The following is a 13,491-nucleotide window of genomic DNA, read 5'->3' as shown; positions in this document are numbered from 1 at the left end:
CCTCCAGGGCCGCGACAGGACAATTCCCATGACCATGCTTCGCGCCGAAACGCGTATCGCCTTGCCCGATCCCGCAGCCGTGCTGCAGCCGCTTTGCGCGCACCTGCTCGAGCATGAGGCTAAGGTGAGCGAGGCCGATGGCGTGACGACGATCGGCCTCGGTGACAGCCGGGCCGAGCTGAGCGCGGTGCCGGGTGCGCTGTCCGTCGTCGTCGAGGCGGTCGATCTCGCCGGCGTTCAGGGCATGAAGCTTGTGATCGCGAGCCATGTCGTCGAGTTCTCGCCCGAAGGCGCCGCGCCGGCGATCCGCTGGAGTGGTGACGGCGCCGAGCCGATGCTGCCGCCCGATTTCCGGGTGCTGACCGTGACCGGCGTCGAGCAGCTGACGCCGCATATGCGCCGCATCCGCTTCCGCGGCGACGACCTCGCCCGCTACGACTCGCTGGAGGCGCTGCATGTGCGTCTCTTCATTCCGCCGGCGGGCCTCGCTGAACCGGTCTGGCCAATGATCGGGGCGGATGGCCTGCTGCAATCGCCGCCGCCGGAGCAGCGGCCGGCGATCCGCAAATATACGATCCGCGAGATCGATGTCGCGGCCGGCACGCTCGCCATCGATTTCGTGCTGCATGACGATGCCGGTCCGGGCTCGGCCTTCGCCGCCGGCGTGAATATCGGCGACCGGATCGGCATGGCAGGCCCGGGTGGGCGCGGCCTGAAGCAGGCCGATCGCTACCTCTTCGTCGCCGACGAGACCGGGCTACCGGCGCTGGCGCGCATGCTGGCAAACTTGCCGAGGCAAGCGAGCGGGCTTGCGCTGATCGAGGTCGCCGACGCGAATGAGCGTCAGGCCCTGCCGCTGCCGGAAGGGTTCGATGCCCGCTGGCTCCATCGCGATGGCGCGGCGCCCGGCTCCACGACTCTGCTGACCGACGCGCTGGCGACGCTCGACTGGCCGGTGGGCGAGGGCAGCCTCTATCTCTGGGCTGCCTGCGAGCATGCGGCTTTCCGCGAGATCCGTGCTGTGGCGCGTCGGCATCTGCGCCCCGACATCGATGCTCATCTCGTCGTCAGCTACTGGCGCTCCGGTCTCGCCGAGGAACAGCACATGGCGGAGAAGAAGCAGGCCGCAAAGGCTGCTTGAGCGCGTTTGGCGATAAGGTCGACCTCCGCTTCAGGCCTTCAGATGCAGCGTCACCAGCACGGTGATCTCGGCGCCCTCAGGCAGCGTCGCGGCAACGCGCACGAAATTGCCGAAATGGGCGAGGCGCTGGAAGGTCACCGCGTCCTTCGCTGCAGGCAGCGCAAACTCCGAGCCCTCGGCGCACCAGTGCATGCCGTCGGCGGAGATCTCGATGCGGGCCTTCGGCAACGATCCCTTCGGCTGCTTCAACGCCCGCACGAAGACGATGGCTTCCTTGGCCCAGCCGGCCTCGTAGGGCTCGCTCGCGCTTGTCCCGGTCCAGCTCTCGTTGCGGGCGACGACGGCGGTCAGGTTCTCGGGCAGCATCAGAACTCTCCCGACAGGCAGACGGAATCGAGATAGGCGAAGGCGCGCTTGTCGGTGTCGGTCTCGGCGAAGAAGCAGAGGTTGAGCATGCACCAGAGGTTCTTCATCGCGGGGATGCGGATGCAGTCAAAACCGTCCATGGCGAAGACGCGGTCGTTGACCTGAAATCTGGTCGCCTGCATCGAGCCGAGGTCGAAGTCGAAGCGCAGATAGTGCCAGTTCACCTTGGTCGGGATCTCGTTGTAGCAGAGCCGCTGCTCGCCGCCCGGCAGGTCTTCCCAGTCATCGGGCGCGAGATGGTAGTGCGTGATCGTCTTGCCGGCATTGCCGATCGGCTTGATCGGCGTCGTCTTGCGCTTGAACTGCCATTTCTGCAGGTGCTTGCCGTCTTGCGCGTTGAGGAAGCGCAGATGCGGCATGACGCGGTCGCCCGGCCCTGAGCTGTCGCCGATCTGGAGATCGTAGAGGAAGCCGAAGGAGCGGATATCGGTCTCCGAGAGCTGCAGATCGGTCGCCTCGGGCTTGAAGGTGAAATAGGCCTCGAGCCGGATAGGCCCCGGCTTGCGGAAGGTCAGGCGCTTGATCGCGACGTTCTGCGCGCCCTTCTTCGGCCGTGTCGCGATCTTCAGCGCATAGGAGCCGTCGACGCCGCCATGCGAGCCGAAATCCCAGTTCGGTAAGGTCGAGAGCATGGCTTGGCTGTGCTGGGCATAGCCCGGCAGCATCGCGTCGAGGCTGTCCTCGTAATTGCCGACGAGCTGGGTCCAGCCGCACATGCCGCGGTCGAAATCGTCGAGGCAGATGATGCGGGGCAGCGGGTCGAAGCGGCTGAGCTGCGGATCGGCCTCGCGAATCGCGCGGCGCATGTCGTCGAGCTGGGTCATGATCCTACCCTTTCACCGCGCCGGCGGTCAGGCCCGCGACGAGGTGCTTCTGCATGAGGATGACGAAGGCGAGCACCGGCACGAGTTGCACGGTCGAGGCGGCAAAGAGCACGCCCCATTCGACGCCTTCGACGGCGCCGATCATCTCGGAGATCACCAGCGGCGCGGTCTTTGCCTTGGTCGTGGTGAAGATGAAGGCGAAGAGGAACTCGTTCCAGGCGTAGACGATGACGAAGACCGAGACCGCCAGCATGCCCTGCGCCGCCATCGGCAGGATCACGCGCATGATGATCTGGAACTGCGAAGCGCCGTCCATCATCGCGGCCTCGTCGAGCTCGCGCGGGATCTGGTCGATGAAGGTGCGCATCACCACCGTCCCGAGCGAGACGAAGAAGGTGGCGTAGAGCACGATCAGCACGAAATGCGTGTCGTTGAGGCCGAGCCAGTTCACCACCGGAAAGAGCGGCAGCGTGATCACGATCGGCGGGACCAGCCGGATGAAGATCAGGAAGAAGGCCGAGGCCTGCAGGCCCTTCGAGGCGAAGCGCGAATAGGCGAAGCCGGCGAGCAGCGAGACGGCGACGGCGAGCACGGTGGCGCCGACCGTGACCAGGAAGCTGTTCCACAGCCCGAAGAAGAAATCGCCCCAGCGGCTCCAGAGCGCCTCATAGTTCGCCAGGGTCGGCATGAACGAGAAGGTGCTGGAGGTCGAGAAGATGTCGCGGTCGGCCTTGAAGGACGACAACGCGATCAAGCCGATCGGCACGAGCGACCAGGCGACGATCGCGAGGACGCCGACGAGCTTGAGCAGGGAGCGCAGGAGCTTAGGCATGCTTGCCGAACATCTCCCTGTAGAGCCCACGCAGGTAGAACAGCGCGAGCAGGAGCGAGGCGAGCACCAGCAGCCAGCCGGTGGCGGCGGCCGGGCCGAAGGCGTTGTAGCGGAAGGCCTCGAGATAGAGATAGACCGCCATCACCTCGGTCGAGCGGGCCGGGCCGCCGCCGGTCATCAGCCAGACCTCGGAGAACAGGCGGAAGGCGAAGATGTAGCGGAACAGCGCGGCGATCAGCAGCGCCGGCATCAGCAAAGGCAGCGTGATTCGGCGAAACGAGGTCCAGGGCGAGGCGCCGTCGATCGCCGCGGCTTCGTAGAGATCGCCGGGGATCGAGAGCCTCGCCGCATAGAGGATGATGAAGCTGAAGGGCAGGTGCAGCCAGATCGAGAGCAGGCTGACCATGGCGAGGCCATGGCTCGGGTTCACCGCCCATTCGATCGGCGGCAAGCCGAGCGACATCAGGAGCCGGCTCATCATTCCGACATCCGGCTCGAACAGGAAGCGCCACATCACCACCGCCGAGACCTCGCTGACGGCATAGGGCGCGAGCACGATCGCCAGCAGCAGCGGCCGGAACGGCACGCCCGAGGCGAAAAACAGCGCCATGCCGAGGCCGAGCAGCAATTCGACATGCACCACGACGGCGACGACGATCACCGTGTTGAGCAGCGCCTTCCAGAAATAGGCATCGCCCAGCACCTTGGCGTAGTTGGCGAAGCCGACGAAGCTCGCCGCCTGACCGAAGGAGGACTGGTTGAGGCTGAGCCAGAAGACGTAAATCGCCGGCAGGAAGATGATGCCGCCGATCATCAACTGGACCGGCGAGACCAGCGCGATCGCGGAGAGAGGGGTGCGGGCGCTCATCGGGCGATCCTGAAGCGCGCCAGCGCGTCGCGGTCGATCTCGATACCAAGCCCCGGCCCCTGCGGCACGGAAAGCTTGCCCTCGACCAGCTGCGAGCCTTCGCCGACGATCGGATGGGTGAAGGCGTCGCGCAGCGGGTTCTGGTAGACCATGCACTCGAAGGTGCGGAAGGTCTCGGCCGCGGCGGCGAGCTGCAGGCTGGCAGCGACGCAGATCGCACCCGACCAGCCGACATGCGGCGCGTAAGCGGTGTTGAAGGCGGCGGCGAGCTCGCAAATCCGCCAGGTCTCGCTGATGCCGCCCGAGCGTGTCACATCCGGCTGGATCAGCCCGAGCGAGCGATCCTGCAGCGAGATCAGCGCGTCCGAGGCGACGAAATCGCTCTCGCCGGCGGCGAGCCTGATCGGCAGATGCTGGGCGAGACGGCGATAGCCCTCGCGATCCTGCGGCGCGATCGGCTCCTCGAAGAAACCATAATCGAGATCGGCCAGCGCGCGCCCGACGATCAGCGCGTCGTCGACATCGTAGGCCCAGTTGGCATCGACATAGAGGGCGATGTCGTCGCCGGCGAGCTTGCGGACGAGCTTGGCGCGGGCGATCGCATCCCGGAGCGGATGGCCGAGCTTGACCTTGATCTCGCGAAAGCCCGCCTTGAGCACTGCGGCGACCTCGGCCTCGACGGTGGCATCGTCGAGCCAGTTGATCGAGGAGGCATAGGCCGCGACCTCGTTGCGTCCCATGCCGCCGAGCAGCTTGTGGATCGGCAGGCCGGCCTGCTTGCCGGCAATGTCCCAGAGCGCGATGTCGATCGCCGCGATCGCCTCGACGATCTGGCCGCCCGGGCGCCCTGACAGCGCGGCGCGCATCGCCTTCCAGAGCGCCCGCCGGTCGGCCGCATCTCGCCCCATCAGGCGCGGCACCAGCGCCTCCTCGATGAAACGGGCATAGCCAGCCGCGCCTCGGCGGCAGAGTCCCTCGCCGAAGCCGACGGTGCCATCTTCGGTCTCGACCTCGACCACGACGAGCTCGATCGCCGGATGGTCGCCCTGCGACGTCCGCTGGACCTTGGGCAGCGTCGCCCGCAAGGGATGTGCGATGATCTTCGAGATGCGGCTGGCTGGCATGCAGCGGCGTCCTCTTGACTCCTTAACTTATCTGATAGGTTGAACAGTTGCCAAGCTCAGCGGCATCTGTCAATGATCATCGAACGGAGGTGATCGATGAGCGGTGCCGCTTCATCCCTGCTGGGTAGCGACGACCCATTCGCTGGTGGCGACGTCGTGCCTATGCGGCTGGGCGACGCCGTGATCCAGCGCATCACCCAGGCGATCCAGGACGGCCGCCTGAAGCCGGGCGACACCTTGCCATCGGAAACGCGGATCGCCGCCTCCTTCGGCGTCAGTAAGCCGATCGCCCGTGAGGCCATCCGCCAGCTCGCGGCGATGGGCGTCGTGCATATCCAGCAGGGCAAGCCGACCCGCATTCAGGCGCTCGACGCCGCTCCGCTCGATCGCTTCTATCGTTTCGCGGTGCGTGGCCGCGCCAACGGCCTGACCGAGGCGGTGGAACTGCGTCGCATTCTCGAGCCGCCGATCGCGGCCCACAGCGCTGCGCGCCGTTCGCCTGAGGACATCGAGAAGCTCGACCTGATCCTCGCCCGCATGGAGGATGCGCTGGGCCATGTGCCGCGCTGGATCGAGGCCGATCTCGACTTCCATGAGGCCATCGCGGCGTCCTCGGGCAACCGCCTGCTCGACTTCCAGATCAGGGGCCTCAGGCCAGTGATCCGCGAAGTCATGGAGATCTTCAATTCGCGCGAGAAGCGCACCAAGGAAGATTGGCGGCGCACCTTCGAGCGGCATATGCGCGTCGTCGAGGCGATCCGCGCCGGCGATCCGGCTGCGGCCTTCGCCGCCATGAACAAGCATTTCGAAGCGGCAGAAGCCGCCATCGCGGAACTCGCGAACCATCGGGAGGACAGGCATGAGCACGGAGACAGGACTGAACCGTAGGCAGTTCGGCGCGGGCATTATCGGGCTGAGCTTCGCGACGTTGGGCGCCGGTGCTGCCCGTGCGCAGCAGAGCGGGCCGTTCAACGTCTTCGCCCATCGCGTCATGCAGACGGTCTCGACCGGCGCGCAGGGCGGCGACATCACCAGGGACTGGGCCGCGAAGAACGGCGTGACCGTCCAGTGGACGACCTTCGACACCGGGCCGTTGCAGGAGCGGCTCTTTCGCGAGGCGAGCCTCGGAGAGAGCTCGGTCGATGTCGGCTTCGTCCTCAACACGCAGGTCGTGCCGCGCGCCGCAAACCTGTTCGAGGCGCTCGACGACTATCTCAAGCGCGATCCGCTCGAGGACCCCGCCGACATCTTCCCGGGATTGATGCAGGGCATGACTGTCGGCGGCAAGCAGCTCGCCGTGCCGTTCCGGCATGCCTCCTCCGGCCTGCACTACAATGAGGAGATCCTGGCCGAGAAGGGCTTCTCCAAGCCGCCGGCGACGATCGAGGAGATGATTGAGATCGCCAAGGCCTGCAGCTATCGCCGCTCCGACGGCACGCAGATCGTCGGCCTGTGCACGCCGGGGGTGACCTATCCCAATGTGATCGATCTCGCCCGTGCCTGGGACGGCGAGTTCATCACGCCCGACTTCAAATGCGCCGCCGACCAGCCGCCGATGCTGACTGCGATCAGGACCTTGCGCGAGCTCTTCCAGGCCAATGCCTTCCCGCGCAATTTCGCGACGCTCTCGCCCGAGGACGTCAATGTCTGGATGCAGCAGGGCCGGGCGGCGATGAGCCTGCAGAGCATGGGCCGCAACCGCATCTACAACGATCCGCAGAAGTCGAAATTCTCCGGCAAGATCAAGACGATCGCCGTGCCGGCCTCGAAGACGCTGGCGGGCAAATACGATGCTGCCCCGGCCAAGGTCGAGTTCTGGGGAATGGTCATCCCGAAGAACGCCAAGCGCAAGGACCTCGCCTGGAACTTCATCAAGGCGATGGCCTCGAAGGAGGCGACCCTCAAGGCCGCGCTCAACGGCAACGGCCCGGTGCGCGCCTCGACCTATGCCGACCAGAGCTTCGCCGGGACCGTGCCTTACGCGGCCGAGGAATTGAAGGTGCTGAAGGTGGCGCGCGTGCCGCTGCCCGCCTTCGACGAGGCGGCCCGCGCCGGCGACCTCTTCAAGGAGGAGGCGGAGGCCGCGGTGCTCGGCATGAAGACGCCGGAAGAGGCAATGGCCTCGCTGGTCAAGCGCGTGCAGCCGCTGCTGCCGGCCTGAGCCCCGCGCGACAGGGCGCGACGACAGCGCCCGACAAGCTTGTGAAGGAAGTCCATGTCACAGTCGATCTCGCGCCGCCGGTTCGGCGCTCTCGCTGGCGCGGCTGTGGCCGCTGCCGCCTTGCCCGGCCGGGCCTTCGCGCAGGCGAAGACGCTGACCGCGCTCGGCCATCGCGTCCACCAGACCGCCGCGACGACCGGGCCGGGGGGCGACGCCACCGAAGCCTTCCGCAAGGCGAGCGGGGCGAACCTGAACTGGGTCACCTTCGGCGACGTCAACGCCGTGCATGAGCGGCTGTTGCGCGAGGCATCGCTGGCCGAGACCTCGATCGACGTCGCCTATCTCGTCAACGGCCGCGCCGTGCCGCGCAATCTCAGGCTGTTCGAGCCGCTCGATGCGCTGCTGAAGGACGCGCCGATCGAGGCTTTCGACGATTTTGCGCCGGGGCTGATCGGCCCGCTCAAGGTCGATGGCGTATTGCACGGCGTCCCCGTCCGCCACGCCACCAATGCGCTGATCTACAATGAGGCGCTGCTGGAGGAGCGCGGCGTCAGCAAGCTGCCGGCGACCTTCGAGGAGCTGGTCGAGGCGGCGCGCAAGCTGACCTTCAAGCGCGAGGACGGCACGCAGGTCCATGGCCTCGCCTTCACCGCGGTGTTCGCCTCTAATTTCCTGACTTTCTCGCGCTGCCTCGGCGGCGACTACATGACGGCCGACGGCAAGCTCACCGCCAACGAGCCGACGATGGTCAAGGCGCTGACGATCCTGGCCGACCTCTACAAGGCCGGCGTGCTGCCGCGGAACTTCGCCACGGTGAACAATGAGGAGATCACCACCTGGATGCAGCAGGGCAGGGCGGCGATGACGATCAATCCCTTCGCCCGGCTGGTCTCCTACAACGATCCGGCCAAGGGCAAATATGGCGGCCGCTTCAAGTCGCTGCTGCCGCCGATGGCGGCCGATCTTGCCGGCAAGGTTGCGTTCGCGCCGACGGTCGAGTTCTGGTCGCTGATGATCCCGAAGAACGCGAAGCAGAAGCCGCTCGCCTGGGAGCTGATCCGCGCTTTGTTGTCGAAAGCCGGCACCACGACGATGGCGCTCAACGGCAATGGCCCGACCCGGATTTCGACCTATGCCGACGACAAGCTCAGGGCGGCGATGTCCTATGCCGCTGACGAAGCCGCGGCGCTGAAGGCCTCGCGCATCCATCTACCTGCCTTCGACGAGCAGGCGCGCGCTCATGACATCTTCATCGAGGAAACGCAGGCCGCCGTGCTCGGCCGGAAGCCGCCGCAGCAGGCGATGGATGATGCCGTCGCCCGCGTGAAGCCGCTGCTCGGCTGATGAAGGGTCTGCTTTTAGGGCGCGTCGCCCTCGTCACTGGCTCGGCGAGCGGCATCGGTCTGGCGATCGCGACACGGCTCGCTGAGGCCGGCGCGCATGCGATCATCCATGATCGGGACGCCGCGGCCGCGACCGCGGCGGCCCTGGATCTGCGAACATCAAACCTCACGGCATCGACCTTGATCGCCGATCTCGCTGATGTCGGGGCTCCTTCCGCCATGGCAGCGGAGCTGACGGCGAACGGGACCGAGGCCGACATCCTCGTGCTTTGCGCGTCGGTCGAGACCCTCGAGACCTGGGATGCGGTCTCCGAAGCGGCGATGGCTGCCCAGACGCAGATCAATCTCCATGCCACGGTGCGGCTGCTGCGGGCCTTCCTGCCGGGCATGCTGGCACACGGCTTCGGACGGGTGATCGCCATCGGCAGCGTGCAGGAGGCGCGTCCCAATCCGACGCATTTCTATTACGCCGCCACCAAGGCCGCGCAGACCAACATGATCCTCAATCTGGCGCGGACCCTGCGCGCGCCCGACGTCACCTGCAACATCATCCAGCCCGGCGCGATCCTGACCGATCGCAATCGCGCCGTTCTGGCTCAGCCGGGACGGGAGGAACAGGTGCTCGCGCGCATCCCTCTCGGCAGGCTCGGTCGTGCCGATGACTGCGCCGGCATCGCGCTGCTGCTCTGCTCGCCCGAGGGGTCGTACATCAACGGCGCTGAGATCGCGGTTGATGGCGGCATGCGGCTATGAGCTGCTCTCCGATGCGGAGCGCTCCAGCTTCGGCAAGGAGAGCGTGACGCGCAGACCGCCTTCGGTGCGGTTCTCCAGCGTGACCGAACCACCGTGCGATCGAGTGATGGCGAGCGCGATCGTTAGCCCAAGGCCCGAGCCACCGGTCTGACGACCGCGCGATTCCTCCAGCCGGACGAAGGGGTGGAACACCCGCTCCCGATCGGCCTCCGCGATGCCAGGTCCCTCATCCTCAACGGTGACGGAGAAGCTGTCGTTGGCATCGGTAATGCTGACCCTCACCGTCTGACCATACTTCACGGCATTGCCGATGATGTTGGACGCCGCGCGCTTCAGGGAGAGCAACCTGCCCTGGACCGGAGCCGACTTCAGCCCGACGAGCGAGACAGAGTGACCCTGGTCGACATGTTCGTCGACGATCGTCTCGATCACCGAGGCGAGGTCGACCGGGCGCAGCGGCTCGCTGGAAGTCCCGCCACGCAGATAGTCGAGAGTCGAGTCGATCATCGCCTCCATCTCGCCGAGATCGGCGTCGATCAGGGCGCGGGTCGCCTCGTCTTCGAGGAACTCGGAGCGGAGCCTGAGGCGCGTGATCGGTGTGCGCAGGTCGTGCGAGACGGCCGCCATCGCCTGCATCCGCTCGGTGACGAGGCTTCGGATACGCTCACGCATCGTGTTGAAGGCGCGCGCGGCGCGGCGAACCTCGACCGGGCCGGTTTCGGGCAGGGGTTGCGGTGTCTGGTCGAGGCTGAAGCGCTCGGCCGCCAGAGCGAGATCGCGCAAGGGTCGTGTCGCCCAGCGCAGCAGCAGCAGCGCGACGACGACGATGGCGACCGCGAAGCAGATCATGATCGCGGTCAGGCCCCAGTCGAGATGCTGTGAGGCACCAAGCGCGGAGGAGGAGAAATTGACCCAGGAGCCGTCTTCGAGCTGCACCGAGACCAGCATCATGTGCTTGTAGGCATTGGCCTCGCCGGCACCGAGCGCGCCATCGTCGGCGAAACCGACCCGAAAGGATTCCGCCGCCAGTTCCGGCGCCAGCTCCTTGAGCCGGGTTTCCATCGCCCGGGTCCGCTCGGTCATCGGCGCCGAGCCGAGAATCAGGCTGACCTTGCTCCAATGCACTTCGAGGCTCGCACTCGACAGGTCGTGCGCGACGCGGTCGCGTTCCGGCGCCTGCGGCAGGCTCGCGATCGCCCGCTTGATCGAGACGATGCGCTCGGCGAGGCCGCGATCCTGGCCTGCCGTCGCAAGGTTTTCGACGCCGACGCGATAAGCCCAGTAACCGAGCAGATGGAAGGCGAACAGCGCCGCGACCAGGATCAGGATGGCGCGGCTGGCGACCGTATCGGGCCAGAGCCGCTTGGCGAGGCTCGTCAAGCGGGCTGTCCTTGCTGGTGGTCGACCTGTGAGGCGAACAGGTAGCCGGCGCCGCGGACCGTCTTGATCAACTGGCTGCCGTTCGCGTCGGCTTCGAGCTTGCGGCGCAACCGGCTGATCTGGACATCGATGGTGCGGTCGAACGGGTCGTCGCTCGTCCGCGTCTTGGCGAATTGCATCAGCGCCTCGCGCGACAGCACCCGATTGGCGTGCTCGACGAAGGCGACGAGCAGGTCGAACTCGCCGGTCGAGAGGTCGATCAGCGTCCCGGACGGCGATAGCAGCTCGCGCCGCCGCAAATCCATGCGCCAGCCGTCGAAAGTCACGATCGCGCTCGCCTGCTGGGCGGCAGAACCCCGCGCCGCACGTGCGCGCCGCAACACGGCTCTTATCCGTGCCAGCAATTCGCGCGGGCTGAAGGGCTTGGTGACGTAGTCGTCCGCGCCACCTTCGAGGCCGCTGATGCGCTCGCTCTCCTCGGTTCGGGCGGTCAGCATCACGATCGGCACCTGCGAGGTCGCGCGCACGTCGCGGCAGAGCTCGACGCCGGAGCGCCCGGGTAGCATCAGGTCGAGCACGATCAGGTCGATGGCGCTGTGCGCCAGCGCCTCCATCATGGCGCGCCCGTCCGGCGCGCCGGTGACCTGATAGCCGTATCGCTGCAGGAAGCGCGCGACGAGCAGCCTGATCTGCGGATCGTCGTCGACCACCAGGATATGGCCATGGTCGTCGGCGGTCATCGCGGCGGGAGCCTGCTCCATCTCTGGCTGTGCTTCGGTTGGAATGTCCGTGTCCCCGCAAGCGGGCTCCTGTCATCTCGCCAGCACAATAGCGCGCTCATCGGCCAACCGCCCGCACCGCTTTGAAACAATTTGTAACGGACGCCCCCGAAAGGCCGCTGCTACCCCTGCTGCATCGAAACAGGGGAGCCGAGTCGTGAGGTTGGTGAAGGTGCCGTTGCTGATGGCGGTTGGTCTGGCGCTGGGCGCCTGCTCCGCCACGGTCCCAGATCATCTGGCCCGGCCGGCCGATCCGAACGTCCGTGTTCCCGCGCTCGCCTATCGCAGCGTGACGGCCGGCGCCGCCAGCTTCCGCCCCGCCGAGCCCAAGGACTGGCGCGAGCTCAATCGCCAGGTCGGACCGAAATCATGATGTTGCCCTCCTATCCGACCGCTCTAAGCCTTCCGAATGGTCGCCGCCTGCTGCGCTGGAGCCTGCTCGCCGGCACGGCAGTTCTGCTCGGCGGGTGCGCCGGTTTCTCCGCCGATGGCGGGATGGCGCCGATCCAGACCGCGACTTACACCGAGATCGGCAAGGATGTCGTCAAGATCAGCGACGACAAGATCGCGCTCACGGCCAAGGCGCGGGTCGATCAGCTCCTGCGCAAGCCGCTGACGGCCGATGCCGCGGTGCAGGTCGCGCTGCTCAACAATCGCGGCCTGCAGGCCGCTTTCAACGAACTCGGCATCGCCGAAGCGCAGATGGTCGCGGCCAGCCTGCCGCCCAATCCGCGCTTCGGCATCTCCAAGCTCTCCGGCCGCTTCGAGGTCGAGATCGAGCGCCAGATCGTCGGCAGCCTGCTCGCGCTGGTGACCTTGCCGGCCAGGGCCGAGATCGCCGGCGACCGCTTCAAGACCGCGCAATTGCGGGCGGTCGAGGCGGTGCTCAGGCTCGCTGCCGACGCGCGTCGGCAACACTATCGCTTGGTCGCCGCCAACGCCCAGGTCGCCTTCTACCAGGAGGCCAAGGGCTCCGCCGATGCGGCCTCCGAGCTGTTCAAGCGGCTCGGCGAGTCCGGCGGCGTCAACAAGATCGACCAGGCGCGCGAATTCGCCTTCGAAGCCGAACTGACCGTGCAACTCGCCCAGGCGCGCCAGCAGCAGAGCCAGGAACGCGAGCGGCTCATTCGCCAGCTCGGGCTCTGGGGCGAAGATCTGAAATTCCGGGTCGGCACCTTGCCGCCGTTGCCACGGCTGCAATCAGTCAAGGCGATCGAGGCCGAGGCGCTGCGCAAGCGCGTCGATATCCAGATCGCGCGAGCCGAGCTCGACACGCTGGCAAAGTCGCTCGGCCTCGCGAATGCGACGCGCTTCGTCAACGACATCGACCTGCTCGGGCGCCGCACCTATGACCGCGGCCGCAGCGTGGGCGCCGACGGCCATGTCGAGCGCGAGGCCAGCCGCAACCGCACGCTGGAGCTGGAGATCGACATCCCGATCTATGATTTCGGCCAGTCCAAGGTCGCGCTTGCCGAGCAGACCTACATGCAGGCCGCCAACAGGCTGGCGGAGAAGGCGGTCAACGCCCGCTCGGAAGCGCGCGAGGCTTATACCGCCTATCGCGCCAATTACGACATCACCCGGCAGTACCAGAACAACGTCCTGCCGCTGCGCAAGATCATCCAAGACCAGTCGCTGCTGCACTACAGCGGCATGCTGAACGACGTCACCGACCTCATCACCGATGCCCGCAACCGTATCCTCTCGAATGTCGCGGCGATCAATGCCCGCCGCGATTTCTGGATCGCCCATACCGACTTCAAGCACGCGCTGATCGGCGGCGGCAGCGGAGGCGGCGGCCCGGCCACGGTAGCCGCAGCTGGCGGCGGCGATGCCGGCGGCGGCGGACACTGAGCGGGC

At 66.8% G+C, this 13,491-nt stretch carries 14 protein-coding genes; 7 read left to right on the top strand and 7 right to left on the bottom strand.

What is annotated here, in order from left to right:
* The first annotated feature begins 28 nt into the window (after positions 1–28).
* On the top strand, positions 29–1,141 hold the full coding sequence (locus BLM15_RS17390) for a siderophore-interacting protein (RefSeq protein ID WP_126113932.1): 1,113 nt from the start codon (positions 29–31) through the stop codon (positions 1,139–1,141).
* A 30-nt stretch (positions 1,142–1,171) separates the two neighbouring features.
* Here BLM15_RS17390 and BLM15_RS17385 read toward each other — a convergent pair whose 3' ends face one another.
* The 5 genes from BLM15_RS17385 to BLM15_RS17365 are packed head-to-tail and all read right to left on the bottom strand — an operon-like array spanning position 1,172 to position 5,215.
* Positions 1,172–1,507: a hypothetical protein gene (locus BLM15_RS17385; RefSeq protein ID WP_126113931.1), complete on the bottom strand. Its 336-nt coding sequence runs from the start codon at positions 1,505–1,507 to the stop codon at positions 1,172–1,174.
* Entirely contained in the window at positions 1,507–2,391 is an 885-nt protein-coding gene (locus BLM15_RS17380) for a DUF6772 family protein (protein ID WP_335904804.1), read from the bottom strand. Before BLM15_RS17380 ends, BLM15_RS17385 begins: the two co-directional genes overlap by 1 nt.
* A gap of 4 nt (positions 2,392–2,395) precedes the next feature.
* Positions 2,396–3,223 carry a carbohydrate ABC transporter permease gene (locus BLM15_RS17375; RefSeq protein ID WP_126113930.1) on the bottom strand — a complete coding sequence of 276 codons (828 nt, stop codon included), beginning with the start codon at positions 3,221–3,223 and terminating at the stop codon, positions 2,396–2,398.
* Positions 3,216–4,091, bottom strand: coding sequence for a carbohydrate ABC transporter permease (locus tag BLM15_RS17370; protein WP_126113929.1), 876 nt, complete (start codon positions 4,089–4,091; stop codon positions 3,216–3,218). The genes BLM15_RS17375 and BLM15_RS17370 overlap by 8 nt, the downstream gene beginning before the upstream one ends.
* Positions 4,088–5,215 carry a mandelate racemase/muconate lactonizing enzyme family protein gene (locus BLM15_RS17365; RefSeq protein ID WP_126113928.1) on the bottom strand — a complete coding sequence of 376 codons (1,128 nt, stop codon included), beginning with the start codon at positions 5,213–5,215 and terminating at the stop codon, positions 4,088–4,090. The genes BLM15_RS17370 and BLM15_RS17365 overlap by 4 nt, the downstream gene beginning before the upstream one ends.
* A 96-nt stretch (positions 5,216–5,311) precedes the next feature.
* Here BLM15_RS17365 and BLM15_RS17360 point away from each other — a divergent pair, with 96 nt between their 5' ends.
* The 4 genes from BLM15_RS17360 to BLM15_RS17345 are packed head-to-tail and all read left to right on the top strand — an operon-like array spanning position 5,312 to position 9,472.
* On the top strand, positions 5,312–6,103 hold the full coding sequence (locus BLM15_RS17360; protein ID WP_126113927.1) for a FadR/GntR family transcriptional regulator: 792 nt from the start codon (positions 5,312–5,314) through the stop codon (positions 6,101–6,103).
* Positions 6,075–7,376, top strand: a complete 1,302-nt coding sequence (locus BLM15_RS17355) for an ABC transporter substrate-binding protein (protein ID WP_126113926.1) — start codon at positions 6,075–6,077, stop codon at positions 7,374–7,376. Before BLM15_RS17360 ends, BLM15_RS17355 begins: the two co-directional genes overlap by 29 nt.
* A 54-nt stretch (positions 7,377–7,430) precedes the next feature.
* Positions 7,431–8,720 (top strand): ABC transporter substrate-binding protein, encoded by a 1,290-nt coding sequence (locus BLM15_RS17350; RefSeq protein ID WP_126113925.1) that lies wholly within the window; start codon positions 7,431–7,433, stop codon positions 8,718–8,720.
* Positions 8,720–9,472 (top strand): SDR family NAD(P)-dependent oxidoreductase, encoded by a 753-nt coding sequence (locus BLM15_RS17345; protein ID WP_126113924.1) that lies wholly within the window; start codon positions 8,720–8,722, stop codon positions 9,470–9,472. The genes BLM15_RS17350 and BLM15_RS17345 overlap by 1 nt, the downstream gene beginning before the upstream one ends.
* Here BLM15_RS17345 and BLM15_RS17340 read toward each other — a convergent pair.
* Positions 9,467–10,852: an ATP-binding protein gene (locus tag BLM15_RS17340; RefSeq protein ID WP_126113923.1), complete on the bottom strand. Its 1,386-nt coding sequence runs from the start codon at positions 10,850–10,852 to the stop codon at positions 9,467–9,469. The genes BLM15_RS17345 and BLM15_RS17340 overlap by 6 nt on opposite strands.
* Entirely contained in the window at positions 10,849–11,613 is a 765-nt protein-coding gene (locus BLM15_RS17335; RefSeq protein ID WP_236846333.1) for a response regulator, read from the bottom strand. Before BLM15_RS17335 ends, BLM15_RS17340 begins: the two co-directional genes overlap by 4 nt.
* A 175-nt stretch (positions 11,614–11,788) precedes the next feature.
* Here BLM15_RS17335 and BLM15_RS17330 point away from each other — a divergent pair, with 175 nt between their 5' ends.
* Both BLM15_RS17330 and BLM15_RS17325 read left to right on the top strand, forming a co-directional pair.
* A complete protein-coding gene (locus tag BLM15_RS17330) occupies positions 11,789–12,004 on the top strand; it encodes a hypothetical protein (protein WP_126113922.1) in 216 nt (71 codons plus the stop codon).
* Positions 12,001–13,485, top strand: a complete 1,485-nt coding sequence (locus BLM15_RS17325; protein ID WP_236846332.1) for a TolC family protein — start codon at positions 12,001–12,003, stop codon at positions 13,483–13,485. Before BLM15_RS17330 ends, BLM15_RS17325 begins: the two co-directional genes overlap by 4 nt.
* Positions 13,486–13,491 lie beyond the last annotated feature (6 nt).

The organism is Bosea sp. Tri-49 (assembly GCF_003952665.1).
Classification (GTDB): domain Bacteria; phylum Pseudomonadota; class Alphaproteobacteria; order Rhizobiales; family Beijerinckiaceae; genus Allobosea.
Note: the sequence above shows the minus strand (reverse complement) of the source record. Positions and strands in the feature narration are given on the sequence as shown.